Below are 26,649 nucleotides of genomic sequence, written 5' to 3'. Positions count from 1 at the left end.
TATGGACATCGACATCACCGCAGTCTGGGCCGGCATCATCTTCTTTTCCGTCTTCATGTACGTGGTGCTGGACGGCTTCGACCTCGGCATCGGCATGCTGTACCCCTTCGTGCCGGGCAGGCGCGAGCGCGACGTGATGATGAACTCGGTGGCGCCGATCTGGGACGGCAACGAGACCTGGCTGGTGCTGGGCGGCGAGGGGCTGCTGGCGGCCTTCCCGGTCGCCTACGCGGTGATCCTGCCGGGCCTCTACCTGCCGCTGATCTTTATGCTGGTGGGCCTGATCTTCCGCGGCGTGGCCTTCGAATTCCGCTTCAAGGCGAACGACCGCGAACGCCCGGTCTGGGACCTGGCCTTCATCTGCGGTTCGATGACGGCGGCCTTCTTCCAGGGCGTGTCGCTGGGCGCCTTCCTGTCCGGGATCCCGGTGTCGGGACGCAGCTACGCCGGCGGGCCGCTCGACTGGTTCGCGCCTTTCCCGCTGGTGGCCGGCTGCGGGGTGATGATCGCCTACACGCTGCTGGGCGCGACCTGGCTGGTGATGAAGACCGAGGGCGAGCTCCACCAGCGCATGGTCAGGCTGGCGCGGACCTTCACCCTGCTGCTGCTGGCGGCGGTGGCGGTGGTCAGCGTGTGGACGCCGCTGTCCCAGCACCAGGTGGCCGAGCGCTGGTTCAGCTTCCCCAACCTCCTGATCCTGTCGCCGGTGCCGCTGCTGGTGGCGGCCTCGGCGTTCTGGCTGCTGTGGTCGCTGAAACGGCATCCGCACCGCCAGCCTTTCGCCGCGGCGCTGGCCCTGACGCTGCTGGGCTTTGTCGGCATGGCGATCAGCATCTGGCCGCACATCGTGCCGCCCGCGATCACGATCTGGGAGGCGGCGGCGCCGCCCGCCACCCAGGGCTTCGCGCTGGTCGGCACGCTGATCGTGCTGCCGCTGATCCTGGCCTACACGGCCTGGTCCTATTACGTATTCCGCGGCAAGGTCGTGGACAGCGAGGGTTATCACTGATGGCGTCGCTATGGCTGCGGCGCCTCGGCTGGATGCTTGCCCTGTGGCTGGGCGGGGTGGCGGCGCTGGGCGTGGTCGCCTGGCTGATCCGGGTGCTGATGCATGCGGCCGGCATGAAGTAGACAGGCCAGGAAGTTCAACCGTGCGCGCCCTCCGGGGAGCCTGGTACTACACTTTCAGTATAGATTTGCTAACGGGAGTGTCGCTCAGTGCCTCAGGAATCCGCGCCTATACAAACGATGGCCTTGCCCTTGTCCGATGAAGACCAGGCCAGGGCCGATTTTTACGCACTGATCGCGCGCCTTATGCTGGCGCCGCCCAACGCCGGCCTGCTGGCCGCCCTGGCCGAGGCCGAGCCGCTCGACGCCGACGGCATCGACGAAGACGGACGGGCGCTCCAGGAGGCGTGGCTGAAGCTGACCCAGGCCGCCAGCGTGATGGATGCCGGCGCGCTGGCCGAGGAATTCGACGCGCTCTTCATCAGCACCGGCGATCCGCTGCTGAACCCCTACGGTTCGGTCTACCTGGCCGGCCACCTGAACGACTTTCCGCTGGCCGAACTGCGCCAGGACCTGGCCCGCCTGCGCATTGCGCGGGCGCGCGGCGTGGGCGAGTTCGAGGACCACCTGAGCGCCCTGTGCGAGACCATGCGCGTGCTGATCACCGGCGCGCCGGGCATCGCGCGCCAGCCGCTGGCCGAGCAGAAGCGGCTGTTCGTGGCGCACATCCAGCCCTGGTACGCGGCCTGCCTGCGCGACGTTGCCGCGGCCGGACCGGCGAATTTCTACAAGGTCGTCGCCGCGTTCGCCGGCGCCTTCCTGGCGGTCGAAGCCCATGCCTTCGCGGTGTGGGAGCCGGCCGATGCACCCCTTGCCGCTTGATGAGGACAACGATGGCCAACGACGACAAAGCTCCCGATCCCGCCCGCCGCAGCCTGCTGAAGGCCGCGCCGCTGGGCGCCCTGGCCGTGGTGGCGGCCCGCGCCGGCGCCGCCGAGACCGCGCCGCCCGCACCGGCGCCTGAGGAACCGGCCAAGCCGAAGGGCTACCACGAGACCGAACACATCCGCCGTTACTACAGTACGGCGGCTTACTGGTAAGAAGGAAAGAGGAGCAGCCATGACCCTGGTGAAGACTTCGCGCGACAGCGGACTGAAACGGCGCAAATTCCTGGTTGGCGCGGGCGTCACGGCCGGCGCCGCCGCGGTCGCGCGCCACCTGCCGCTGAACGTCATCGAACCGGCCGCCGCCGACCCGGCGCCGGCGCCGGCCGCGAAGACCGAGATCAAGCACACCGTCTGCAGCCACTGCTCGGTCGGCTGCTCGGTGGAGGCGGTGGTGCAGAACGGGGTCTGGGTACGCCAGGAAGCGGCCTTCGACTCGCCGATCAACATGGGCGCCCACTGCGCCAAGGGCGCTTCGGTGCGCGAGCACGGCTTCGGCGAGCACCGGCTGCGCTATCCGATGAAGCTGGTCAACGGCAAGTATGAGCGCATCTCCTGGGACCAGGCCATCAACGAGATCGGCGACAAGCTGCTCGAGCTGCGCCAGAAATCCGGCCCGGACGCGCTGATGCTGATCGGCAGCTCGAAGCACAACAACGAGCAGTCCTACCTGCTGCGCAAGTGGGTCTCCTTCTGGGGCAGCAACAACTGCGACCACCAGGCGCGCATCTGCCACTCGACCACGGTGGCGGGCGTGGCCCAGACCTTCGGCTACGGGGCGATGACGAACTCCTTCAACGACCTGCACTACAGCAAGGCCGTCCTGTTCATCGGCTCGAATCCGGCCGAGGCCCACCCGATCTCGATGCTGCATTTCCTGCACGCGAAGGAACTGGGCGCGAAGATGATCGTGATCGATCCGCGCTTCACGCGCACCGCGCGCTTCGCCCACCACTATGTGCGGGTCCGTCCGGGCACCGACATCGCGCTGGTGTGGGGCATGCTGTGGCACATCTTCGAGAACGGCTGGGAAGACAAGGAATACATCGCCGCCCGCACCAACGGCATGGACGAGGTGCGCAAGGAAGTCGCCAAGTGGACCCCGGACAAGGTCAGCGACGTGACCGGCGTGCCCGAGTCCGCGGTGCGGATGGCGGCCGAAATGCTGGCCAAGAACAAGCCGTCCTCGGTGGTCTGGTGCATGGGCATCACCCAGCACCACGTCGGCACCGCCAACGTGCGCGCCCTGTGCATCCTGCAGCTGGCGCTGGGGAATATCGGCGTGCAGGGCGGCGGCGCCAACATCTACCGGGGCCACGACAATGTGCAGGGCGCGACCGACGTCGGCCCGAACGGCGATTCGCTGCCGGGCTATTACGGCATCGCCGAGGGCGCCTGGAAGCACTTCGCCGCGGTCTGGGGCGTCGACTACGAGTGGATCAAGTCGCGCTTCGGCTCCAAGGAACTGATGGAGAAGCCCGGCATCACGGTGTCGCGCTGGTTCGACGCCGTCAACGAAGACAACCAGTACGTCGACCAGCCGAGCAACCTGCGCGCCGTGATCTACTGGGGCCACGCGCCGAACAGCCAGACCCGCCTGCCGGACATGAAGAGGGCGATGCAGAAGCTCGACATGCTGGTCGTGATCGACCCGTACCCGAGCATGACGGCCTCGATGCACGGGCGCGAGAATGGCGTCTACCTGCTGCCGGCGGCCTCGCAGTTCGAGTGCCAGGGTTCGGTCACGGCATCGAACCGCTCGATCCAGTGGCGCGAGCGGGTGATCCAGCCGCTGTTCGAGTGCAAGACCGACCACGAGATCATGTACCTGTTCGCGCGCAAGCTGGGCTTCGGCGACGAGCTGGTCAAGAACATCAAGGTGGTCAACAACGAGCCGGTGATCGAGGACATCCTCCGCGAGATCAACCGCTCCTGCTGGACCATCGGCTACACCGGCTGCTCGCCGGAGCGGCTCAAGCTGCACATGCAGAACAAGCACACCTTCAATCCGACCACCATGCGCGCCGACGACGGTCCCTGCAAGGGCGACTACTACGGCCTGCCGTGGCCGTGCTGGGGCACGCCGGAGATGAAGCACCCGGGCACGCCGATCCTGTACGACCTGCACAAGTCGGTCGCCGAGGGCGGCCTGCCGTTCCGCGCCAACTGGGGCGTCGAGCACGGCGGCGAGAGCCTGCTGGCGGCCGACGGCTCGACCAACAAGGACAGCGAGCTCGACGTCGGTTATCCGGAATTCGACCACGTGTTCATGAAGAAGCTCGGCTGGTGGGCCGATCTCACGCCGGAAGAGCAGAAGGCGGCCGAGGGCAAGAACTGGAAGACCGACCTGTCGGGCGGCATCATCCGGGTCGTCATCGCCCACGGCTGCGCGCCCTGGGGCAATGCGCGGGCACGCTGCAACGTCTGGAACTTCCCGGACCCGGTGCCGGTCCACCGCGAACCGCTCGTCTCGCCGCGCCGCGACCTGGTCGCGAAGTACCCGACCTACGACGACAAGGCCGCGTTCTGGCGCCTGCCGACCCTGTACAAGTCGGTCCAGCAGGTCGACTTCTCGAAGGATTACCCGCTCATCATGACCTCCGGCCGCCTGGTCGAGTTCGAGGGCGGCGGCGAGGAAACCCGTTCGAACCCCTGGCTGGCCGAGCTGCAGCAGAACATGTTCTGCGAGGTGAATCCGAACGATGCGGCCCAGATCGGCGTCAAGCTGGGCGATTTCATCTGGGTCCAGACCCCGACCGGGGCCAACCTGAAAGTGATGGCGATGGTGACCCAGCGCGTGCCCGAAGGCCTGGTCTGGATGCCGTTCCACTTCGGCGGCTGGTGGATGGGCGAGGACCTGGAAAAGCATTATCCCGAAGGCGGCGCACCGGCCGTGCGCGGCGAGGCCGTCAACACCGGCTGGACCTATGGCTATGACGCCGTGACGATGATGCAGGAAACGAAAGTGTCGATGTGCCGCCTGGTGCGCGCATAACCGGGTAACGTCGTCCCCGCGCAGGCGGGGACCCAAGTTTAGGAGTTTTGCCATGGCCGCAAGGATGAAGTTTATTTGCGACACCGAGCGCTGCATCGACTGCAACGGCTGCGTGACGGCGTGCAAGAACGAGAACGAGACGCCGTGGGGCGTGAACCGGCGCCGCGTGGTGACCATCAACGACGGCGTCCCCGGCGAGCGCTCGATCTCGATGGCCTGCATGCACTGCACCGACGCCCCCTGCCTGGCGGTGTGTCCGGTCAACTGCATTTACCACACCGAGGACGGCATCGTGCTGCACTCGAAGGACCAGTGCATCGGCTGCGGCTATTGCTATTACGCCTGCCCGTTCGGCGCGCCGCAGTTCCCGGAAAGCGGCCTGTTCAACCACCGCGGCAAGATGGACAAGTGCACCTTCTGCTCGGGCGGCCCGGAACCGGACACCTCGGAAGCCGAGTTCAAGAAATACGGCCGCAACCGCATCGCCGAAGGCAAGCTGCCGGCCTGCGCCGAGATGTGCGGCACCAAGGCCCTGATCGCCGGCGACGCCGGCATCATCTCGGACATCTACCGCCAGCGCGTCGAGACCCGCGGCTACGGTCCGGAACTGTGGGGCTGGGATATCGCCTACGGCAAGCCGAAGCGCGGCGGCGAGATCAAGGCCACCGGCGAAGGCCCGCGCCCGAACCAGAACCTGAAGGATACGCAGAACGATCCGGGGAGGCTGCCGACATGAAGCGACTATTCCTCATTCTCCTGCCGCTGGCGCTGCTGTCCGGCTGCCTCGAGGTCGACCAGCATCCGAAGTGGGTGAAGGGCCAGTACGCCGGCAAGAAGGACAACCGCCCCTTCGCCACCTGGTTCCACAACGACCGCCTGTCCTGGTGGGGCACGATCAGCAACCGCAACCAGCACCAGAACGAATACAACCGGGCCAATCCCTGAGGAGCCGACCATGCGATCATTCCACTGGTGTGCGTCCCTGCTGATGGCGTTCTTCATGGCGCTGAGCCTGTCGACGGCCTGGGCCGGGGTGCCGAACAATCGCGCGCAGCCGGCCTACGCCGAGGAACAGACCATCCTCCAGGCCGAGAAGGATTCGCGCTCGCCCGAACCGGGTCTCGCCTCGAAGGATTCCGGCCGCGTGCACATCGACCGACACTACCTCGGCCAGTACGGCCAGAAGGAAGGCACGGTGATCGTCCAGCGCGGCGGCAACGAATGGCGCGTGCTGCGCAACGGGCCGCTGGCGATGCTGTCCGGCGTCGTGCTGGTGCTGGCGCTGCTGGGGGTGTTGGTGGTCGCGAAGGTGGTCGGCAAGATCAAGGCCGACGAGCCGGATACGGGACGGCGCATCCGCCGCTTCACGGACTGGGAGCGCTTCATCCACTGGGCCACGGCGATCAGCTTCATCATCCTGGCCGTCACCGGCCTGGTGATCCTGTTCGGCAAGAAGATCCTGATTCCGCTGCTGGGGCACGACATCTTCGCCTTCATCGCCTACATCTTCAAATACCTGCACAACTTCATCGGCCCGCTGTTCATCCTGTGCTCGGTGGCGATGTTCTTCACCTTCCTGCACCGGAATTTCTTCCGCCGCATCGACTGGCTGTGGTTCCGCAAGGGCGGCGGCATGCTGACCCATGAGCATGTGCCGGCCGGCTTCTTCAACGCCGGCGAAAAGAGCTGGTTCTGGTTCGGCGTGACCCTGCTGGGCCTGGTGATGTCGATCAGCGGCCTGGTCCTGGACTTCATCACCTTCGGCCAGACCCGCTACGTGCTGCAGATCGCCAACTACCTGCACCTGCTCGGCGCCACCTTCTACATCGCCGCCGCCATGGGCCACATCTATATCGGCACCTGGGGTACGCCGGGCGCCTACCACGCCATGCGCCATGGCGACGTCGACGAGTCCTGGGCCAAGGCCCACCACGGCGTGTGGTACGACGAGGTGAAGGCCGGCGTACCGGTCGGCACCTTCGACAAACACGTGCCGCCGCCCGACCATCCGCCATCCGGCAGTGCGCCCGGCAATCTGCCGCCCGGAGTCCGCCCATGAAAGCATCAATTTTTCTTATGCATGCAACGACCGTGGCGCTGTTGCTGGCCGCGGCCGCCTGCACGCGCCACGGTGACCAGGCCATGCGCGAGACCAAGTTCCCGGGCATGGTCACGGCCGGCGGCGGCACCAGCGGCCAGGTGATGGCGCGCAACGACAAACGCAAGACCGACGCGACCTATGCGGGCGGCACCCCGGGCATCGCCGGCGGCGCCGGCGGCAATACCGCGGGCGCGGGTACCGGCGGCAGTGTGACCGAAACCGGCCAGGGACCGAGCAAGGGCGTGTCGACGCCGGCCAAGGGTAGCGCGCAGATGGGCGCCACCGATAAGCCGTCCGGCGACAGCGGCACCAACCCGGTCAAGCCGGATGCCGCGCCGGCGCCGCAGCCGGCCGCCGCCCACCGCGACCCCGGTGCAAACAGCGCCGCGCCGGGACGCTGACAGAAGGAGGACCATGCCATGAGGACGCATCATTTCAGGCGCAGGCATAGCGGACGGCATCCTGCGATCAAGACCGCCTTGCTGATCGCGGGGCTGCTGCTGGCGAGCGTCGCCTGGGCGGCGCTGCCGCCGCCGACCCCGGCCCAGCAGCAGGCCGCCGCCGAGAAAAAGGCCAAGGCCGACGCCCAGGCCGCCAAGGACAAGGAAAGCCTGGCGGCTTCGATGGACGCCGTCACCGCACACTGGCGTTCGCGCGCCGCCCAGCAGGGTTGGAAGAGCCATCCCGCGGTCGCCATCGCGGCAGCCGCCCCGGCTGCCGGCGCCGCTGCCGCGCCAGTGACCGCGGCCGGGGCTGCCAGCCCGCCGCCGCCGGGATCGCTGGGCGCGGGCAACACGACCGCCGCCGGCCAGGCGTCCCCGAATCCCGCGATCAAGAGCGAAAAGCTGGGAACGGCGCCGCCGAGCCAGGACGTCAAGAAGGGGCAGACCAGGCCCCAGCCGAAGGATATGCCGCCGACCGTCCAGAAAGGGACGCCGACGGACGTGAGCAAGAAGTGAAAAAGGAAGCGGACAAGCGATGAAAATGGGCAGCATGCCGATCGCGGTGCTGATGCAGCGCCGCAGCGTCAAGCACATCTGGGCCGACGAAGCCTGGGAAGCGGTGGGCGTGGTGCCCGACCGCGGCAACCTGGCGCAGGTGCAGATGCTGAGCCAGACGCCGGAGCGCGACTACTACCTCGTCTCCGGGCTCGAACTCGAGCTCTACACCGACGAGAACGAAGGCTACTACGAGAACGTGCTGGCGCCCGAATCCAAGGTCTTCGTGCTGTGGCGCATGGAGGACGGGCGGGCGATGCCGGTGCGGGCTTCGGTCAGCTATGTCGAAGGCACGCGCATGTTCGACTCCGGCGAAAACGCCGACGGCGTGACCATGCCGGCCGATATCTACGCCTGGGTGGCGAGCTACCTGCGCGAGCATTACCAGCCCAAGCCGCGCCGCGGCCGCCAGCACGGATGATGCGCGGATGACCGAGCGCGCCATGCCCGAAGAAGGATTCCTGCGCCGCTGGGCGCGCCGCAAGACCGAGGTCCGCGAGGGACGCGAGCCGGCGCCCGCGCCCCTGGCCGAGGCAACGCAGGACGATGCGGTTGCGCTGCCCGTTCCGCAGCCGCTGCGGACGGCGCCCGAGCCCGATGCGCCGCGCCCGCCGCCCACCCTGGAGGATGTGGCCGCGCTGGACGCGGACGCCGATTTTTCCGCCTTCGTGGCCCGCGGCGTCGACCAGGCCGTGCGCCGCAGCGCGCTGAAAAAACTGTTCGCGGACCCGCACTTCAATGTGATGGACGGGCTGGACGTCTACATCGACGACTACACCAAGCCCAGCCCCATGTCCGAAGCGATGCTGGCCTCGCTCGAGCATGCGAAGAGCGTGTTCATGAAGATGATCGGGGACGAGCCGGAAGACGCGAAAGCAGAACAAGACGTAGAACCACACGCAGCACCACACGCAGCACCACAACAACCACCTGAACAAGAGACACAATGAATATCCGTTTCATCGAAGGACAGGGCGCCGATCCGGCTGGGGAAGCGCGCAACCTGCTCGCCCGCACGGCCGCCATCGCCGCGATCGCCGGCATCGAGCCGGTCGAGGCGCTGGACACGGTCGGCTACCGCTCCGCCGGCCGCACCCTGGTCATCGGCAGCAGCTTTCATGCGCTGCCCTGGGCCGACCGCCTCGCCGGCGGCCTGAACGTGACCGTACTGCTGCTGGACGAGGAAGCGCAGGGGGAAAACCGGCCCCCGCTGCGCATCTATCCCGTCTTCCAGGCCCGTGCGGTGGTGCTGAGCGGCTGGCTGGGCGCCTTCCAGGCGACCTGGCAGGCGCCCGGCAAGGCGCCGGAACACGGCAAGTTCGACCTGGTGCTGGACCTCGGCGCCAGCCCCCAGATCAGCACCCACCAGCATCCGCACGGCTACCACGCGCCGGGTCCGGATGAGGCCGCCCGTGCGCAAGCGGTCGAGCAGCTGCTGGACATGGTCGGCGAATTCGAGAAGCCGAAATACTTCAGCTACAAGGAGCGCCTGTGCGCCCACAGCCGCAACCAGCTGGTCGGCTGCAACGCCTGCGTCGAGATCTGCTCGGCCGGCGCGATCGAAGGCGCGGGCGACCTGGTCAAGGTGAACCCCTACCTGTGCGCCGGTTGCGGCGCCTGCACCACGGTCTGCCCGACCGGGGCCATGTCCTATGCCTACCCGAGCGCAAGCCATACGGGCGGCCGCATCAAGACCGCGCTGCAGGCCTATGCGGACGCGGGCGGGCTCGAGCCGGTCCTGCTGCTGCACGGCGTGGAAGGGGCGGCCCTGCTGGCCCAGGCCGAGGCCGGGCAGGGCAGCGCCATCCCGGGACGCCTGCTGCCGCTCGGCCTGCACCATACCGCCTCGACCGGCATCGACCTCTGGTTCAGCGCGCTGGCCTATGGCGCGGCCGGCGTCACGGTCCTGATGACGGAAGCCGAGGCGCCGCAGTACGCGGCCGCGCTGGCGCAGCAGATGGAAATCGCCCAGGCGATCCTGGACGGCCTCGGTTACGCCGGTCCGCACCTGCAGCTGCTGCGCGCGAGCAGCCCGGACGAGCTGGCGCTCGCCCTGCAGCACGCCCCGCGCGGCCAGGCGCCGGCCCAGCGCGCCGGCTTCAACGTCGCCCAGGACAAGCGCAACACGCTCGACTACGCCCTCGACCACCTGGTGCGCCACGCGCCCGCGCAGGTCGCGGAAATCGCGCTGCCCCCCAAGGCACCCTTCGGCACGCTGGCGGTGGATTCGGCCGCCTGCAGCCTGTGCATGTCCTGTGTCGGCGCCTGCCCGAGTTCCGCGCTGATGGATGGCCAGAACGCGCCCCAGCTGCGCTTCGTCGAGAAGAACTGCGTGCAGTGCGGCCTGTGCGCCACCACCTGTCCCGAAGATGCGATTCGCCTGGTGCCGCGCATGAACCTGACGGAGACGCGCAAGCAGACCGTGGTGCTGAACGAAACCCAGCCCTTCCACTGCATCCGCTGCAGCAAGCCCTTCGGCACCCTGCGCATGGTGGAGATGATGCTGGCGCGCCTGGCCTCGCATCCGGCCTTCGCGGGGAACATCGACCGCATGCGCATGTGCGGCGACTGCCGCGTGATCGACATGATGACGCCGCGGGACGAGGTCAGCATCGGCGACGTGAAGGAGTTGCGGCGGTAATAATCATGGCAGAATGTTCGCACTAGAAAATAAATTTCCGCGAACAAGGAGACAGCCATGGCCGCAACACCCTACGAGCGCTTCATCCAGGCGCGCGACTTCCTGCAAGAGCATCGCGTCGACTACGACACCGCCTACCGCGACTACCGGGCGCCCGAACTCCATGAATTCAACTGGGCGCTCGACTTCTTCGACGTCCAGGCGCGCGATAACCAGGCCCCGGCCCTGTGGGTGGTCGAGGAAGACGGCGGCGAGAAGAAGATCAGCTATGCCGACATGGCCGCGCGCTCGAACCGGGTGGCCAACTGGCTGCGCGAACGGGGCGTGGTGCGCGGCGACCGCGTCCTGCTGATGCTGCCGAACCGCGTCGAGCTGTGGGAGATCATGCTGGCCGGGATCAAGCTGGGCGCCGTGCTGGTGCCGACCACGATGCTGGTCTCGCCCGCCGACCTCGAAGACCGCCTGCAGCGCGGCCACATCCGCCACGTGATCGCCCAGGCATCGGAAACCCACAAGTTCGGGGAACTGGCCGGCGACTACACCCGCATCGCGGTCGGCGGCAGGCCGGACGGATGGGCCGACTTCGCCGACAGCGCCGCCGCGGACGCGCAGTTCGCCGCGGATGGCGTCACGATGGCCACCGACCCGCTGCTGCTGTACTTCACCTCCGGCACCACCGCCAAACCCAAGCTGGTGCTGCACAGCCAGCAGAGCTATCCGGTCGGCCACCTGTCGACCATGTACTGGATCGGCCTGAAGCAGGGCGACGTCCACTGGAACATCAGCTCGCCCGGTTGGGCCAAGCATGCCTGGAGCTGCTTCTTCGCGCCATGGAATGCCGGCGCCACCATCTTCGTCTACAACTATGAGCGCTTCTCGGCACGCGCCTGCCTGGATGTGATCTGCCGCTGCGGCGTGACGTCGCTGTGCGCGCCGCCGACCGTGTGGCGCATGATGATCAAGGAAGACCTGACGGCCTGGAAGCCGCCGCTGCGCGAGCTGGTCGGCGCCGGCGAGCCGCTGAATCCGGAAGTGATCGAACAGGTCGAGCGCGCCTGGGGCATCCGCATCCGCGATGGCTTCGGCCAGTCCGAAACCACCTGCCAGATCGGCAATCCGCCGGGGCAGCTGGTCAAGCCGGGCTCGATGGGACGGCCGCTGCCGGGCTACCGCGTGACCCTGCTCGACATCGACGAGCAGCCGGCCGAAGAGGGCGAGATCGCGTTGACGCTCGACCCGGCCCCGCTCGGCCTGATGCTGTGCTACGAGGGCGACGAGGCCAAGACCGCGGACGTCATGCGCGGCGGCCATTACCACACTGGCGACACCGCCAGCATCGACGCGGACGGCTACTATTTCTACGTCGGCCGCAACGACGACGTGTTCAAGTCCTCGGACTACCGCATCAGCCCCTTCGAACTGGAGAGCGTGCTGATCGAGCACCCGGACGTGCTGGAGGCGGCGATCGTGCCCAGCCCAGATCCGCTGCGCCTGTCGGTGCCGAAGGCCTTCATCACGCTGCGTCCCGGCGTCGAGCCGACCCGCGACCTGGCCGGCGCCATCTTCGCCTTCGCGCGCGAACGCCTGTCGCCCTACAAGCGGATCCGCCGCCTGGAGTTCACCGAGCTGCCGAAGACCATCTCCGGCAAGATCCGCCGGGTCGAGCTGCGCAAGGCCGAGCAGGCAGGCGCGCGGGCCGGCGCCGAATTCCGCGAGGAGGACTTTGCGGGCTGAGTTGCGGGCTCAGTTGCGGGCTCAGTTGGGGGCGGAATCGCGGCCCGGGATGCGATGCCAGGAGCGGCGCCGGTGCTGAACGCGCTGCAGGAGCTGCTGCGGCCGCCCCCGGGCATGGCCTTCGACTTCAGCCAGCCGCCCGGCGAGCCGGCCCTGATGCCGGCGGACGGCGTCTCCTGGCGGGTGTTTGCCAATCCGGTCGTGCTGTTCGTCGGCGGGGTCGCGGCGGTCCTGCTCGAGCTGGCCGAACCCTCGGTGCGCTCGGGCGTCTGGGACCACAGCAGCTTCCGGCGCGACCCGGGCCTGCGCCTGCGCCGTACCGGCTTCGCGGCCATGATGACGGTCTATGGGCCGCGTTCGGCGGCGGAAAGACTGATCGCGCGCGTGGTGCGCCTGCACGAGCAGGTGGAAGGGCGTACGCCCGATGGCCTCGCTTATCGCGCCAACGATCCGCGCCTGCTCGACTGGGTGCATGCGAGCGCCACCTTCGGCTTCACCCAGGCCTACCATCGCTATGCCTGGGCTTTGTCCGCGCGGGAGAAGGACCGCGCGTTTGCCGAATCCGGCGCCTCCGCGCTGCTGTATGGCGCGACCGGCACACCGGACTCCTGGGCCGCGTGGGAAGCGCTGCTCGCCGCCACCGCGCCCGGCCTGGAGGGGTCAGGCATCCTCGACGACTTCATGCGCATCATGGGCGAGGCGGCGATCCTGCCCGCGCCGCTGCGTCCCCTGCAGCGCCTGCTGGTGCGCGCCGCGGTCGACATCGCGCCCGAGCCGCTGCGTTCGCTGCCGCAGCTGCGCGGACGCGGCCTGCGCATCGGTGAGGCCGCCGTGGTGCGGCTGCTGGCGCGCAGCGGCATGCTGCTGCCGCTGGGAGATACGCCGCCGCGGCAGGCGGCCCGGCGGCTTGCGGCTCGCACCAGTACACGGTTGTAATGAGGCGCGTGTGACACGGCTCGTGCATTTCGGTCAATAATAGGCATCCTCTTCGTTCACCCATCGTCCATGAATCCGCAATGAGCAAGGAAAAAAACTACGAAGTCAGGAAGTCGCCGGTCCACGGCAACGGCGTGTTCGCCATCCGTCCGATCGCAGCCGGCGAGCGCATCATCGAATACCGCGGCGAGCGCATCAGCTGGGACGCCGCCACCGAGCGCGCCGCGCAGCAGGGCGGCCCGGTCAACCATACCTTCTACTTCAGCCTGGCCGACGGTAACGTGATCGACGGCGGCCGGCGCGGCAACGATGCGCGCTGGATCAACCACGCCTGCGAGCCGAACTGCGAAGCCTACGAGGAAGACGGCCGGGTCTATATCCACGCCCTGCGCGACATCGACGAGGGCGAGGAGCTGAACTACAATTACGCGCTCATCTACGACGAACGCCATACGCCCGCGCTCAAGCGCCTGTTCGCCTGCCGCTGCGGCACCCCGGCCTGCAGCGGCACCATGCTGGCGCCGAAGCGCCGCGCGAAAAAGAAAGCCCTTCAATGAAACCTGTCGTCCGCAGCCTGCTCGAAACCGATCTGTACAAATTCACGATGTGGCAGGCCTTCCTGCACATGCACCCGGGCGCCATCGGCGAATACGAATTCAAGTGCCGCAACACGCCGGCCTTTCCGCTGGCCGAACTGAAGGACGAAATCGATCGCGAGCTGGACCATCTGTGCGAAATGATGTTCAGCGAAGAGGAGGTGGCGTACCTGCGCTCGCTGCGTTTCATCAAGAGCGACTTCGCCGACTTCCTGACCCTGTTCCGCTTCCAGCGCAAGTTCATCCGCGTCGAGACCGACGGCCCGCACCTGCGCATCCGCGCCTCCGGCCCGATCGTGCACGTGATGGGTTTCGAGATCTTCGTGCTCTACATCGTCAACGAACTGTATTTCCGTCGTGTCGACCAGGCGGCGGCGCTGGAAGAGGCTCGGCGCCGCCTGCGGCAGAAGATCGACGAATTCCGCGCCTTCGACCTGGAGCCGAAGCGCCTGAACCCCTTCGATTTCTTCGACTTCGGCGTGCGCCGCCGCTTTTCCGGCGAATGGCACGAAGAGGTGGTCGAAACCATGGCGCGCGAGCTGCCCCAGTATTTCCGGGGCACCTCGAACGTCTACCTGGCGAAGAAATTCAACCTGGTGCCGATCGGCACCATGGCCCACGAATACATGCAGGCCTTCCAATCCTTCGACGTGCGCCTGCGCGACTTCCAGAAGAAGGCGCTGGAGGACTGGGTCCAGGAATACCGCGGCGACCTCGGCACCGCGCTGACCGACGTGGTCGGCATGGACGCCTTCCTGCGCGATTTCGACCTGTATTTCGCCAAGCTCTTCGATGGCCTGCGGCACGATTCCGGCGATCCGGTCGAGTGGGGCGAGAAGGCGCTGGCCCATTACACGAAGCTGCGCATCGATGCCCGCACCAAGCGCCTGGTGTTTTCGGACGCGCTGACGGTGCCGAAGGCCCTGGACCTGTACCGCCACTTCGCCGACCGCGTGCAGCTCGGTTTCGGCATCGGCACCAAGCTCACCAACGACACCCAGTTCGAGCCGCTGAACATCGTCATGAAACTCACGCGCTGCAACGGCCAGCCGGTAGCCAAGCTGTCCGACAGCCCGGGCAAGGGTATGGGGACGGACGAGACCTTTATCGCTTATTTAAGGCAGGTCTTCGATCAACATATTTAATACAGAATGCATTAATTCACATTATTTCCATTTGTACGATTTCATTATTTTCTTTAGAGATATTGAACGTTATTTTTATTAATGAATGAGTTCAAGATGTCGTTTTTGGCCGTCAAATTATTCATAAATATAGACTTTCAGTAAGGACTTGGATTATAGTATTTACATGTCTCATCAAGTAGAAGTACGGACATTGGTACGTAAGAAAACATCACCAAGAGCGCTGACATGAAGTGAGTAAAACGTTCAGCGGATGTTCTTATTTTTCTAAAAAGAAAATATAATGTCCAATATACATAATCTGTTGAATAAACCCATTCGTGTCCTGGTCGTCGAGAATCATCAGCTGATGCTATGGGCGCTGACCAAGTTGATCAACGGCCACAGGCCCCTGATGGAAGTGGTCAGCATCGCGAGCAATCAAACCGATGCGCTCCTGCAGATTCCCGGCGTGACGCCCGACCTCGTCCTGATGCGCAGCGACCTCGCGAAGTTGACGGTGGACGGCCTGCTGCCGGAGGCGCTCATCAGCGGGCGCCGCACACTGCTGTTCATGGAAGAGGTCACGGAAGAAAGCCTGGCATCGAGCGTCCGCTGCGGCGCACACGGCTTGCTGACCCGGCGCTCCAGCGCCGACGAGGTCATCAAGGCCATCGAAAAGACCCATGAAGGCGAGTTGTGGTTCGGCCGCGAAGCGACCGGCATCGCCTTGCAGGTCATGCGGCGCGCGCGCGAAGAGCCGTCCGTCGCCGAGCCCAAAGCTCACTTTGGCTTGTTGACCCCGCGGGAGCGCAAGGTATTGCGCGCTGTCGTCGATAACAAAGTTCGCACCAATAAGGATTTGGCGAAAGAACTCTTTATTTCGGAATCGACTTTGCGGAATCATCTTTCTTCGATTTACCAGAAGCTGGGCGTTGGCAATCGGCTCGATTTGTATGTCTATGCGCAGAGCCACCTGAGCGTGGGCGTGGAAGATAATTCTTCCGTCAGAAAGTCGCGTTTGAAAATGGAAATTTCTGCTTGAGGCTGAAAATACGGTTTTTACCTCCGCATTAAAAAAATCGCGACCATGGAACATCCTGGTCGCGATTTTTCGTTCTCCCGTCTTCAGTCGGTGACCGGATAGGAGCGCAGAGTGACGACGCCCGATGGCGACGTCACTTTCACGGTCAGCGATGCGCTGCTGACCGTGTTGCTGCACTTGAGGAACTGGTCCTGTACGGCGTCGCTCTGCATCTGGACGGGGTAGATCCACACTGCGGCGCTGGGTTCGTTTGTGTTGGGAACCACGATGGATGCCGGACTCAGCAATGTACCGTTGCTGGCCGTGAATTCGATCTTCGTGCCAGCCGGTAGGATATTACCCGGCAGATCGAAAGGCAGGTCCAGGGAGCCATCCGCACCCGCCCGGTTCATCAGGAACACTGTCGGGTTGGTGTCGCGGATCGCCAGGCGCAGCGTGACCGGCGTATTAACGAACGGCGTACCCGAAACGCAATGGCTTAAGGAGAATTGCTGCGCATCCAAGGAAGTAACCGCGGCGGTGCTGGTGGACAGGACCTGTACCAGGGCGCCGCGCACATGGGTTACTGGCCGGGTGGAAGCAGCGTCCAGCCTGAGTACACCGTTGTACTGGCCGTCACCCGCAGGATTCCAGCCCTGAACGCCATTCGAGTCGATAAAGGTTTCCCCGTCTACCCGCTGCCCGTTGTTCTTGTACCACCGGTCGTCCGGCGAGCGGGGATTGAACGGTGCGCCCGGCGTGGGGTCGACACCCCAGTTGGCATTCGCATGCCGGTTGGTGATGGCGCGGTCGTTGCGGAAAGGCTCGCCAAGATCCTGGAAAGGCTCGCCGACCGAATACAAATTGTCGCCGTTGGTATCGAAGAAGCTCTCCTCGCCCAAGGCGTAGGCCAGCACGGTCACCCGGCCATCCGCCGGCCGTGGGTTGGCGGCACAGAAGCGCACCGTGCAGGCGCCAGGGATGCCTTTCTGCTGGATCAACGAGCCATCCGTGAGTGTCGTGCTGACCAGGCCGGTCAGGCAGGAGGCGTCGATCGAGCCGCCCTCGGCGGTGAAACTGACGGCCGTGCCGTCCGGCGCGGGATTGTTGAAGTGGTCGGCCAGCCTGACCGTCACGTTCGATCCGAACGGCGCCGGGCAACCGTCGTACTCCATGCCTTCGACGTTATAGATGGCTGTCGACAGGCTGAAGCTGTTCTGGTCCGGCACGCCGGTCGACACCACGAGCTGGTCGGACACTGTTGTGATGATCTGGGCGGCACTGTCCTTGCTGCCCGGAATGCTGGCGATGACGCGTACCGGCGTATTGACGGTGCCGCCGAAAACGATGGTGCTCGCCGTACCGTCGGCGCCGGTGGTGGCGGTGTCCGCGCTCAGCCTCAGGCCGCCGACGGTCGTGCTCAGGGCGAAGGAGATCGGCTGTCCCGACACCGGGTTGCCGTTGGGGTCGCGCAGCTTGAAGACCACGACCGAGGATTCCTGCCGTCCGGCGCCGCCGGTGCCCTTCAGCGAGATATTCTGGGGCAGGGCCGAGACGAAGGCGAGCTGGCCCGGCAGCGCGCGTTCCACATTCACCGTCCCGGTCTGGCTTGTGGTGGCGCCGGCCAGCGTGGTGGAGGCCGTCACGAGATCGGGCGCGCCGCAACCCTTGTCGATATACGAGGTCGTGGCGACGCCGTTGACGGTCGTCACCGGCGAGCTGATGACGGCTTTGCCGGCGGTGGCGCAGGGGGAACTGAAGCTGACCGATTGCGCCGGCGCAAAGGGCTTGCCGCCGTCCAGCACCGTGACCGAGAGGCTGGCGGTGCCGCCGGCGGGCAGCGGCGATGGATTGCTGCTCAGGGCGCTCATCGTCAGCACCGGGAAGGCGACCGCGTAGCTCGTGCTGCCGGTGACGGCGGCGCTGCCCACGGTGGCGCTTGCGCTCAGCGTGAAGGCGCCCGCCTCGGTGCCGGGCGCCACGCCGATGCTGGCCACGCCATTCGAATCGGTCAGGGCGCTGCCGGAAGCGGGCGTCAGCACCGCCGTCTTGTCGCTGCTCGTGAATCTCACGGCCACGCCGGCGAGGGCCCGGCCGCTGCTGTCCTTCACCACCGCCTTCGCCGTGCCCGGCGCAGTCGACGAAACCGTCGTGACCGGCGCGCCGCTTGCATCGCTCAGCGAGATCGCCAGCGAGGCCTGCGCGGAAGGGATGCCCGGCGCCGCGGCTGCGCTGCACGAGGGCAGGCTGCCGCTGCGCGATGGATCGAGGTTCTGGCAACCGCTGTCCGATCCGCCGCCGCATGCCGCCAGCGTGCCGGCGAGGGCGCCGGCCGTGGCCAGGATGCTTGCGCGGTGAAGGGTTTTTTTTCTCATGGACGCTCCTGGGTGAGGGTAAACGAAGGACGGGAAGAAGGAGTCGCGGCCGCGAGCAGGGCCCCATCCGGCGTGCGCAACTGCGCCAGCGCCACGGCGGCGTCCTTGCCGAGCAGGAGGCGGATGTCGGTGGGGTCGGCCAGCCGGGCCTGCTGGCGCAGGACGACCTTGCCGCCCAGCGCGGCATGCAGGGCATGCGCGGCGGCTTCGTAGCCGGGGCGGAACTCGATCCTGGTCACGGCTTCGCCGAAAGGCCTGGCATTGGTCAGGCGCCTGGCCCGGATGCCGCGCTCGGCGAGCATGTCGCGGAAGCGCTTCGCCAGGCCCGTATCGCCGTTGCCGTTCGCGATTTCCAGCCGCCCCGCTGCAGCAGGGGCCGTCGCCGCGCGTGCGGGCGCGGCTGCAGCCAGCGGATGCGGCGCGACCTCGGCGGCGGCGGCCTTCAGTTCATACACGTTTGGCCCGAGCTGGACCAGTTGCATGCCGCCGCCGGTGGAAGGACTGGCAATCACTGCCGGCGTCGTCGCGCCTGGCGTGGCGCGCGGCGCCGCCGGCACGGCCGCTTCCGTCGCGGTTCGTTCGGGAACGGGCGCGATGGCGGCCAGCGCCGCGGCGCCGTGCACGCCCGCGCCCTGTGCCAGGCGCAGATTGTTGCGGGCGCGTTCGCTGGCCGGGTCGCGCGCCAGCACAGCGCGGAAGGCCTGGGTCGCCGCCTGGTAGTCGCCCTCGAGGTAGTAGACATAGCCCAGGTTGTTGAGCGCCTGGTCCAGCGCCGGGTAATCGGTGCACACCGCCAGCAGCATCGCCCTGGCCTGCGCCAGCCGTCCCTGTTGCGCGTGGATGACGGCCGCCGCGATGCGCGCGTCCGGGGCCTTTGGATCGCGCGCGATGGCGTGGTTGTAGGCTGCCAGCGCCTGTTCCAGTTCGCCGCGCTCCTGGTGCAGGCGGCCGAGCCGGTAATAGGCCGCGGCGAGGGCGCTCGCGCCGTGGCGTACCTCCTGCACCGGCTGGAACAGCGCCTGCACCGGCGCGGGAACGCTGGTGCACGAGGACAGCATGACGGCTGACAGCACGGCCAGCCCGGCGGGACGGATCGGCATGGGGTCTCCTTTCAGTGGGCTCCGGAAAACGTCGGCAGCAGCACCCGGTAGATCTGGATGAAGGCGGGGCCCATCAGCACCACCAGCAGCGACGGGAAGATGAAGAAGATCAGTGGAAACAGCAGCTTCAGTGCGATCTTGGCGGCCTGTTCCTCGGCGCGCTGGCGCCGTTTCGTGCGCAGCTGCTCCGACTGCACGCGCAGCGAGGCGGCGATGCTGGTGCCGAAGCGTTCGGCCTGGATCAGCAGGGCCACCAGGGCGTCGACGTCCTCGACCCCGGTGCGCGTGCCGAGGTCGCGCAGCGCCTTTTCCTTGCTGCTGCCGGCGCGCAGCGCGAGCGTGACGAGGTTGAGTTCTTCGGCCAGCACGGCGCTCTTCAGGCTGATCTCGCCCGCCACGCGCGCCAGCGCCGCATCCATGCCCAGGCCCGCCTCGACGCAGATGGTCATCAGGTCGAGCGCATCGGGAAAGCTTTCGAAGATCTCGCGCTGGCGCCGCTGCGTGGCGTTGCGCAACAGCATATTCGGCAGGTAGTAGCCTGCCGCGGCGCCGCACAGCACATAGGCCAGCATGGCCGTGGTGCCGGGAGCGGTGCTGCGCAGGCTGAGTACGGTAAACACGCACATCGGCAGCACCAGCGTCAGCACGGTCTTGATGGCGAAAAACACGATCGGGGCCGAGGCCTGGCGGAAGCCCGCATTCATGAAGCGCACGCGCACGGCCGAGATTTCCTCGTCATTTTCCGGCAGCGACAATTTTGCGACCGGCGCGGCCACGGCGACGAAGCGCGGCAGCCAGGATGGCGCCCCGCCCACGGGCTTGGTCTCGCTCACGCCGATCGCATCGAGCCGCGCGCGCACCGTCCCGCCGGCGACCATGCGCAGGGCGGCGAGTGCCAGGCCGAATACGCTGCAGAACACCAGCAGCAGGAAGCCGATTTCGATGAGGCTCATGGGATTCTCCTCGCTGGAACGCGCTTCATACGCGAATCCGGATGATCTTTCGCATCACAAAAAAGCCGACCGCCATCATCCCCAGCGCGAAGCCGACCATTTTCTGCCCGGCCGAATCGGTTAACAGGAGCGCGAGAAATTGCGGATTGGTCAGCTGTATCATGCCGGCCGCGCCGAAGGGCAGCAGCCCGAGCACCCAGGCCGACATCTTGCCCTCGGCCGACAGCACCCGTACCTGGCCCAGCAGCTTGATGCGATCGCGGATGATCCTGCCGATATTGTCGAGCAGTTCGGACAGGTTGCCGCCGGTCTCGCGCTGGATCATCAGGGCCACGACGAAGTAGCGCAGGTCGGTGCTGGGCACCCGGTTCACCAGGTTGCCCAGCGCGTCGCTCATCGAGATCCCGAAGTTGATCTCGTCGAAGACGATGCCGAACTCGCCGGCGATGGGATCCTTCATTTCATCGCCCACCATCTTCAGGGCGGTCGGGAAGGCATGGCCGGCGCGCAGCGCGCGGCTGATCAGCTCGAGCGCGTCCGCCAGCTGGTTTTCGATGCGGTCCAGGCGCTTGGCGCGTGCGCGCAGCACCAGTTGCAGGGGCAGCAGGGCAAGGCCGAGGCTGAGCGCGAGCCGGGCCGGCCATGCCCACCAGTAGGCGGCTGCCCAGGCTGCAAGTCCCGCGCCCAGCGAGCAGCCGAGCAGGCCCGCCACGGTCCAGTTCTTGCCGGACTGCGCCAGCAGGCGGTCGAGCGCCGCCGTGAAGGGCAGGGCAGTAAGCATGTCCTGTACCAGCGGATGGGTGCTCATCACGCGCTTCTTGGTAATCGAGACCGGCTTCGCCGTGTCGCTGGCGGACATCGTGCGCATGCGCTGCGTCAGGCGCTGCGCTTCCGCGCCTCGCGTCGCGTGCCACGCCATGTAGGCGCCCTCGATCAGCAGCACCACGGCCAGGAAGATCAGGGTCGCGAAGACGAAATAAAGGTAGTCCATGACGTCCCCTATGCGAACTTGCGTGAGGGATCGAACAGCTCGTCCGCGACCGTCACCCCGTAGTTGCGCAGGCGCTCGAGGAAGCGGGGGCGGATGCCAGTGGCGCAGAAGTGGCCGATGATGGCGCCGTTTTCGCCGAGGCCGGTCTGCTTGAACTGGAAGATCTCCTGCATGGTGATGATGTCGCCCTCCATGCCGGTCACTTCCTGCAGCGACACCAGCTTGCGCTTACCGTCGTTCAGGCGCGATACCTGGATGACCACCCCGATCGCCGAGCTGATCTGCTGGCGCATGGCCTTGGTCGGTAAGGACGCCGCGGCCATGCTGATCATGTTTTCCAGGCGGGTGAGGGCGTCGCGCGGGCTGTTCGCGTGGATGGTCGCCATCGAGCCCTCGTGGCCGGTGTTCATCGCCTGCAGCATGTCGAGCGCCTCGCCGCCGCGCACCTCGCCCAGGATGATGCGGTCGGGGCGCATCCGCAGCGCGTTCCTCACCAGCGCGCGCTGGGTCACTTCGCCCTGGCCCTCGATGTTGGGCGGGCGGGTTTCGAGGCGCACCACGTGCGGCTGCTGAAGTTGCAGTTCGGCCGCGTCCTCGATCGTGACGATCCGCTCTTCCTGGCCGATGAAACCGGAGATCACGTTGAGCATGGTGGTCTTGCCGCTGCCCGTGCCGCCCGAGATCAGGATGTTGACCTCGGCCTTGCCCAGCCCCTGCAGGATCTCGGCCATGCCGGCCGTCATGCTGTTGTAGGCGACCAGGTCCGACAGGCGCAGCGGATCGGCCGAAAAGCGCCGGATCGACACGATGGCGCCGTCGATGGCCAGTGGCGGGATGATCGCGTTCACGCGCGAACCGTCCGGCAGGCGCGCGTCGACCATCGGACAGGATTCGTCGATGCGGCGCCCGACCCGCGACACGATCTTGTCGATGATCTTCATCAGGTGCGCCTCGTTGGCGAAGCGCACCTCGGTCAGCTCGAGCTTGCCGCGCCGCTCGACATATACCTGGCTGTGCGTGTTGACCAGGATGTCGGAGACGGAGGGGTCGGCGAGCAGCAGTTCGAGCGGACCGAAGCCGAGCATCTCGTCCTGGATGTCGCGCACCAGGTTGCCGCGCTCGACCTCGTTGATCGGCACGACTTCCTCGTCGAGCATCTGCTCGACCATGAAGCGCAGTTCGTCGCGGATCTGGTCCTGTGTCAGCTGCTGCAGGCTTTCCAGGTCGACCCGGTCGAGCAGGCCCTGGTGGATCCGGTGCTTGAGCTGCGCGTAGCCGGCGCTGTGTACGGCGCGCGGGCTGGGTTGCGCAAGACCCCGGCCGGTGACGCCTGCCAGGCGGTCACGCAGTGTCAGGATTTCTGCATCCATACCTGTTTCTCCTCAATGGCAGCCTGCTTGACGGCGGGCGCTGCCGGCGGCGCTTCCCTGGCGGGCTTGTTCAGGAGGCGCCCGAGCCAGTTCGCGTGCGCCGGGATGGCATCCCCGACGAGGCCGCGCGCCAACCCCTTGAGCGATTTGGCAATCGGGTTCTTTGCCGACAGCTTGAGCACCGGGATGCCCTGGTTGACCGAGGCGGCGGCGGTCTCGAAGTGGTTCGGTACCAGGCGCCAGATGGGCGTGCCGCAGGCCGCTTCCAGGTCCTGCAGCTTGACGTGGGCGTTCTTCTGGTGGCGGTTGACGATCACCTGCACCTTGTCCGGCGAATAACCGAGCGAGCGGAACACGTCGAGCAGGCGCTTGCCGTCGCGCACGTAGGGCAGGGTGGTCTGCAGCACCGGGAAGATGGTGTCGGCCAGGTCGAGCGCGCGCACCCCGACCGGGTCGAGGCTGCGCCCGACGTCGAGCACCACGAAGTCGTAGTGGCGGCGCGCCAGGCTCAGCAGCTTGTCGATGTGGGTCGGCGTGATGTCGCCGGCGTGCACCGGATCGTCGGGCGCCGCCAGCACCGAGAAGGTGGAGGTGATCGGCATCATGATCGAGGCCAGCAGCGAGGCGTCGAGGCGATGGATCTGCAGCGCCGCGTCGGCCAGGGTGGCGGGCGGCTTGTGGTCGGCCACGAACAGCGAGGCGTCGCCGAATTGCAGGTTAAGGTCGATCAGGGCGACGCGCTGCTTGCACTCGGTCGCCAGCGCATAAGCGAGATTGGTGGCGAGGAAGGTCGCGCCGCTGCCGCCCTTGCAGGACACGAAGGCGAGGACCTTGCCGTTGACATGCTCGTGCTGTTCCAGCTTTTCGCGCATCCGCGCCAGTGCCGGGAACAGGGTGGCGGCGGAGACGGGCGCCGGCAGCACCTCGCGCACCCCGGCGCGCATGGCCTCCATCATGAACTCCACCGTCTGTTCGGCCGACAGGATCATCGTGATCATGCGCGGATGGGCGGCCCCGAGCGCTTCGAGGCGCGCCAGTTCCCCGACCTGCGGCTGGTCGAGCAGCAGCAGGTCCGGCATGTTGGACCCGGCATGGCTGCTGAAGCGTTCGAGCGAACCGGCGGACAGGTTCAGTTCGTCGCCGGGGCTGCGCTCCCGCACCAGCCTGGCGATCTCGAGCAGGTGCTTTTCATTGCGTGATACGGCGGCGATTTTCACGGTGACTCCTTGTTAATTACTTTGCTGCACACGACGGAGATTTATCCACTGCATACCGGGTTCGACACTTCTGCGCCCGCGGGCCCGAAGGCACTGCGCATGCTTTCCCTGGGCAGTGTGGTGCTAAAGGGCGGAAACAAAGACGAGAAGTTGAAAAAAGGGTTGTAAGTCTGTACTTCGGTCGGTTTGGCGATCGATACCGTGACCTGAAGGCAGGAATTGACGGTGCAGCCACCTGGCTCGTAAACGACCTTGATGTCGGCCGTCGTGATGACGGGGAACAGTGCGGTCATGCGGCTGCGGATGGAGGCGTCGTCGAGGTTGCACACGACGGCCAGCCGTGCGCCGAGGCGGGTGGCCTCGGTAGCCGCGTTCCAGTAGAAGCCGACCCGGCCGAATTCCATCATGGCGAACAGTAGCGGCAGCAGGATCGTGGCCGCGACCAGCGCGAATTCGACGGCAGCGGCGCCGGCTTGGGTGCGCAGAAGGGGTGGGGTGCGGATGCTCATAGCGCCTGCACCATCGTGGCCTGGATCGGCCCGAAAACGATATTCCGGACAAAACCGGGCACTGCGCTGGCGAAGGTAAAGCCGACGACTTCAACACGGACCAGGTTCACGACGCCGCGCCCGGTCGGTTGCAGGTTGAACTGTGCCGGGTCCGAAATGCGGTCGCGCACCTTGACCAGGCTGGAAGACATGCCGGGCACAAGGGGCGGCACCTTGGTGCAATCCGTGCGCCCGCATACGACCAGCGACTTGGCAGCGTCCTGGCTCGCGGCATCGCCCGGGGCATATTGCGACAGGTAACGCGCCGCGTCGCGCACGCCCTTGGCGAGTGCGTTGTACTGGTAGACGGCACGGCCGAATTCGGTGATGCCGAAGGCCAGCACCATGAGTGGCACGAGCAGCAGGGCCAGTTCGACAAGGACGGTGCCGGATTCATTTTTGGCTATGCGCATGGGATCTCCTATTGCACCAGGGTCGGTACCAGGGCGCCAGTCGTGCCACCTGCTGCTCCCATCGTGCGACAGGGGCTGCCGGGGACGTTCGCCATGCCGAGCCATTCCAGGTAAAGATCGCCTTTTGAGCCGTTCGACATGGGATTGAGCATGAGGACGCAGGCCATGCCGAGAATCTTCACCGAACTGGGCGATTTACCGCACTCCAGGATGGGGGCGACCACCAGGCGACGCTCGGCACCATAGGTCTGGTAATCGCTTGAGGAAATGCCCTTTCCAGCAATGTTCTTGTTTGCGCCGTCGTACTCGTTTGTAACGAAAACCGCATGTTCGGCCTGCTTCTGGCGGTAGGCAGCATAGGCTGACGTCCCGATCGGGATCACCGGACCGGGAGCCTTGCTGGGGAAGGCGTAGCCGGTCTTGTCCGGTGCGACTGACTGGGGCGTGTACCCGTTGGCGCCATTCGGATAGAAGCCAAAACGCGTGTTCCAGGCACTCTTCGCACCTTGCTTGACCCCCTGTTCGCTCACGTCGCCGCCAACCTTGATGCCGCAGACAGCGGCGTTGCCGAGCAGTTGATCGCGCACCTCGTTCGTGCCCCCGGCGCTGGGCGTGAAGTCGACCCAGCGGAAGTCTCCTTGCACGTCGGCGTCGTCGGGACCGGCGCCGTTGTTGAAGGTCGATTTGATCCAGTCTCCAGGCTTGTGGCCGTAGTCCGGTGCAGGCTTCGTCATATCGGCACAAACACCGATCGGTGCGGCATTGCAGGCGCTCTGGCCCGGCGCCAGGGTCGCCACCGCCTGCGCCTGTACGACGAACGCGTCGAAGTGTTTGAGTACCTCCATGAACCGGGGCGATATCGCCGCCGAGCGGGCGATGCACATAGCGAATCTCGAATTCGGACTGGCGCCGGCTGCGAGCGACAGGTAAGCGTCGTTCGGTCCGATCGCCGTATTGAAGCGCACATCCGCCGGTGCGATCGTCACCGCGGCGGAACGGAAATCGCTGGCATTGCGCGAGGCCACGGCGATGCCGGCGGCCTGGGCGTCGGCCAGGAACGCCGCCGGGCAAGGACCCGCGGCGGGGTTGCACACCAGCTCACTGGCCGCTGCCAGCGCGCAGGCATCGGCCGCATTCTGCAGTTCGGTCTTGTTGACGAACAGGCGTCCCAGGTCGAGCACGATGCCTGCGAAGCCGACCAGGACGGCAAGCGTCACTGCGACGATGATCGCCACGGCGCCGCCTTCGCGGCCGGGTGCGCGAATGGTTGGCCGGGGAATGACTCGGAAAACCATAATGCCGCCTAGCGCGTACCGCCCACGCCGATGGTGAACACATTCGGCTGCGGTTGCGGTGCACGGAAGGTTTTCTGGTAGGCGTCGTAGGCGCTTTTCGCTTCCTGGGCGCCCATGCCCTCGACGCCTGCGTGTTTCGCGCCGGCCATCGGGTCGAGCACTTGCTGCGCCATCGCCAGGCTCACGCTGGCGCCGAAAGGCGCCGCGACCGGCTGGGTCACGCAACCGGCGCTCAGCAGGCTCAGGCCGTACAGACTGGCACGCAATATGGGATGCAGACTCATGC

At 66.4% G+C, this 26,649-nt stretch carries 28 protein-coding genes; 18 read left to right on the top strand and 10 right to left on the bottom strand.

Features of this window, described 5'->3' with window-relative positions:
* Window position 1: 1 nt before the first annotated feature.
* The 18 genes from cydB to AM586_RS29160 all read left to right on the top strand — a co-directional run bounded on the left by cydB (window position 2) and on the right by AM586_RS29160 (window position 16,122).
* Window positions 2-1,009: a cytochrome d ubiquinol oxidase subunit II gene (cydB, locus tag AM586_RS05655; protein ID WP_047825987.1), complete on the top strand. Its 1,008-nt coding sequence runs from the start codon at window positions 2-4 to the stop codon at window positions 1,007-1,009.
* Window positions 1,009-1,131 carry a DUF2474 domain-containing protein gene (locus tag AM586_RS05650; RefSeq protein ID WP_082439672.1) on the top strand — a complete coding sequence of 41 codons (123 nt, stop codon included), beginning with the start codon at window positions 1,009-1,011 and terminating at the stop codon, window positions 1,129-1,131. Before cydB ends, AM586_RS05650 begins: the two co-directional genes overlap by 1 nt.
* Before the next feature lie 129 nt (window positions 1,132-1,260).
* The gene (locus tag AM586_RS05645) at window positions 1,261-1,890 is read left to right on the top strand and encodes a molecular chaperone (RefSeq protein WP_229411222.1); all 630 of its coding nucleotides are present in this window, start codon (window positions 1,261-1,263) and stop codon (window positions 1,888-1,890) included.
* Window positions 1,891-1,901: 11 nt separating this feature from the next.
* Complete coding sequence (locus tag AM586_RS05640) at window positions 1,902-2,108, top strand: formate dehydrogenase (RefSeq protein WP_047825989.1); 207 nt, start codon at window positions 1,902-1,904, stop codon at window positions 2,106-2,108.
* Window positions 2,109-2,127: 19 nt separating this feature from the next.
* Window positions 2,128-4,947: a formate dehydrogenase subunit alpha gene (locus AM586_RS05635; RefSeq protein WP_047825990.1), complete on the top strand. Its 2,820-nt coding sequence runs from the start codon at window positions 2,128-2,130 to the stop codon at window positions 4,945-4,947.
* Window positions 4,948-4,999: 52 nt separating this feature from the next.
* Complete coding sequence (gene fdh3B, locus AM586_RS05630; RefSeq protein WP_229411223.1) at window positions 5,000-5,683, top strand: formate dehydrogenase FDH3 subunit beta; 684 nt, start codon at window positions 5,000-5,002, stop codon at window positions 5,681-5,683.
* Window positions 5,680-5,892: a hypothetical protein gene (locus AM586_RS05625; protein WP_047825991.1), complete on the top strand. Its 213-nt coding sequence runs from the start codon at window positions 5,680-5,682 to the stop codon at window positions 5,890-5,892. The genes fdh3B and AM586_RS05625 overlap by 4 nt, the downstream gene beginning before the upstream one ends.
* A gap of 10 nt (window positions 5,893-5,902) precedes the next feature.
* A complete protein-coding gene (locus AM586_RS05620) occupies window positions 5,903-7,006 on the top strand; it encodes a formate dehydrogenase subunit gamma (protein ID WP_082439670.1) in 1,104 nt (367 codons plus the stop codon).
* A gap of 17 nt (window positions 7,007-7,023) precedes the next feature.
* Window positions 7,024-7,449: a hypothetical protein gene (locus AM586_RS05615; protein ID WP_109370433.1), complete on the top strand. Its 426-nt coding sequence runs from the start codon at window positions 7,024-7,026 to the stop codon at window positions 7,447-7,449.
* Between the two features lie 18 nt (window positions 7,450-7,467).
* Window positions 7,468-8,007 carry a hypothetical protein gene (locus tag AM586_RS05610; protein ID WP_047825993.1) on the top strand — a complete coding sequence of 180 codons (540 nt, stop codon included), beginning with the start codon at window positions 7,468-7,470 and terminating at the stop codon, window positions 8,005-8,007.
* 19 nt (window positions 8,008-8,026) lie between these two features.
* Window positions 8,027-8,467, top strand: a complete 441-nt coding sequence (locus tag AM586_RS05605) for a DUF3305 domain-containing protein (protein ID WP_082439669.1) — start codon at window positions 8,027-8,029, stop codon at window positions 8,465-8,467.
* Between the two features lie 7 nt (window positions 8,468-8,474).
* Entirely contained in the window at window positions 8,475-8,996 is a 522-nt protein-coding gene (locus tag AM586_RS05600) for a DUF3306 domain-containing protein (protein WP_052234099.1), read from the top strand.
* Window positions 8,993-10,687 carry a 4Fe-4S binding protein gene (locus tag AM586_RS05595; RefSeq protein ID WP_047825994.1) on the top strand — a complete coding sequence of 565 codons (1,695 nt, stop codon included), beginning with the start codon at window positions 8,993-8,995 and terminating at the stop codon, window positions 10,685-10,687. The genes AM586_RS05600 and AM586_RS05595 overlap by 4 nt, the downstream gene beginning before the upstream one ends.
* Before the next feature lie 57 nt (window positions 10,688-10,744).
* Complete coding sequence (locus AM586_RS05590) at window positions 10,745-12,421, top strand: AMP-binding protein (protein ID WP_047825995.1); 1,677 nt, start codon at window positions 10,745-10,747, stop codon at window positions 12,419-12,421.
* 54 nt (window positions 12,422-12,475) lie between these two features.
* Complete coding sequence (locus AM586_RS05585) at window positions 12,476-13,357, top strand: oxygenase MpaB family protein (RefSeq protein WP_229411224.1); 882 nt, start codon at window positions 12,476-12,478, stop codon at window positions 13,355-13,357.
* 80 nt (window positions 13,358-13,437) lie between these two features.
* The gene (locus AM586_RS05580) at window positions 13,438-13,914 is read left to right on the top strand and encodes an SET domain-containing protein (protein ID WP_047825996.1); all 477 of its coding nucleotides are present in this window, start codon (window positions 13,438-13,440) and stop codon (window positions 13,912-13,914) included.
* The gene (gene pncB, locus AM586_RS05575; protein ID WP_047825997.1) at window positions 13,911-15,098 is read left to right on the top strand and encodes a nicotinate phosphoribosyltransferase; all 1,188 of its coding nucleotides are present in this window, start codon (window positions 13,911-13,913) and stop codon (window positions 15,096-15,098) included. Before AM586_RS05580 ends, pncB begins: the two co-directional genes overlap by 4 nt.
* A gap of 283 nt (window positions 15,099-15,381) precedes the next feature.
* The gene (locus tag AM586_RS29160; RefSeq protein WP_052234101.1) at window positions 15,382-16,122 is read left to right on the top strand and encodes a response regulator transcription factor; all 741 of its coding nucleotides are present in this window, start codon (window positions 15,382-15,384) and stop codon (window positions 16,120-16,122) included.
* 83 nt (window positions 16,123-16,205) lie between these two features.
* On the opposite strand, the gene AM586_RS05565 is transcribed toward AM586_RS29160, so the two are convergent.
* From AM586_RS05565 to AM586_RS05520, 10 genes are all read right to left on the bottom strand, one after another.
* Window positions 16,206-18,476, bottom strand: a complete 2,271-nt coding sequence (locus AM586_RS05565) for a hypothetical protein (RefSeq protein WP_109370432.1) — start codon at window positions 18,474-18,476, stop codon at window positions 16,206-16,208.
* The gene (locus AM586_RS05560; protein ID WP_047826000.1) at window positions 18,473-19,576 is read right to left on the bottom strand and encodes a LytR C-terminal domain-containing protein; all 1,104 of its coding nucleotides are present in this window, start codon (window positions 19,574-19,576) and stop codon (window positions 18,473-18,475) included. Before AM586_RS05560 ends, AM586_RS05565 begins: the two co-directional genes overlap by 4 nt.
* Window positions 19,577-19,587: 11 nt before the next feature.
* The gene (locus AM586_RS05555) at window positions 19,588-20,529 is read right to left on the bottom strand and encodes a type II secretion system F family protein (RefSeq protein ID WP_047826001.1); all 942 of its coding nucleotides are present in this window, start codon (window positions 20,527-20,529) and stop codon (window positions 19,588-19,590) included.
* Window positions 20,530-20,554: 25 nt separating this feature from the next.
* The gene (locus AM586_RS05550; protein WP_047826002.1) at window positions 20,555-21,520 is read right to left on the bottom strand and encodes a type II secretion system F family protein; all 966 of its coding nucleotides are present in this window, start codon (window positions 21,518-21,520) and stop codon (window positions 20,555-20,557) included.
* Between the two features lie 8 nt (window positions 21,521-21,528).
* Window positions 21,529-22,890 (bottom strand): CpaF family protein, encoded by a 1,362-nt coding sequence (locus AM586_RS05545; protein ID WP_109370431.1) that lies wholly within the window; start codon window positions 22,888-22,890, stop codon window positions 21,529-21,531.
* Window positions 22,872-24,107, bottom strand: a complete 1,236-nt coding sequence (locus AM586_RS05540) for an AAA family ATPase (RefSeq protein ID WP_082439668.1) — start codon at window positions 24,105-24,107, stop codon at window positions 22,872-22,874. Before AM586_RS05540 ends, AM586_RS05545 begins: the two co-directional genes overlap by 19 nt.
* A 41-nt stretch (window positions 24,108-24,148) precedes the next feature.
* On the bottom strand, window positions 24,149-24,616 hold the full coding sequence (locus AM586_RS05535; RefSeq protein ID WP_047826003.1) for a TadE/TadG family type IV pilus assembly protein: 468 nt from the start codon (window positions 24,614-24,616) through the stop codon (window positions 24,149-24,151).
* A complete protein-coding gene (locus AM586_RS05530; RefSeq protein ID WP_047826004.1) occupies window positions 24,613-25,068 on the bottom strand; it encodes a TadE/TadG family type IV pilus assembly protein in 456 nt (151 codons plus the stop codon). Before AM586_RS05530 ends, AM586_RS05535 begins: the two co-directional genes overlap by 4 nt.
* Window positions 25,069-25,076: 8 nt before the next feature.
* The gene (locus tag AM586_RS05525; protein ID WP_047826005.1) at window positions 25,077-26,303 is read right to left on the bottom strand and encodes a pilus assembly protein TadG-related protein; all 1,227 of its coding nucleotides are present in this window, start codon (window positions 26,301-26,303) and stop codon (window positions 25,077-25,079) included.
* A gap of 68 nt (window positions 26,304-26,371) precedes the next feature.
* Window positions 26,372-26,647, bottom strand: coding sequence for a pilus assembly protein (locus tag AM586_RS05520; protein ID WP_156328245.1), 276 nt, complete (start codon window positions 26,645-26,647; stop codon window positions 26,372-26,374).
* Between the last annotated feature and the right edge of the window lie 2 nt (window positions 26,648-26,649).

It is taken from the genome of Massilia sp. WG5, from assembly GCF_001412595.2.
Lineage (GTDB): Bacteria > Pseudomonadota > Gammaproteobacteria > Burkholderiales > Burkholderiaceae_D > Telluria.
The sequence above is the reverse complement of the archived record's forward strand: the minus strand, read 5'-3'. Positions and strand labels throughout refer to the sequence as shown.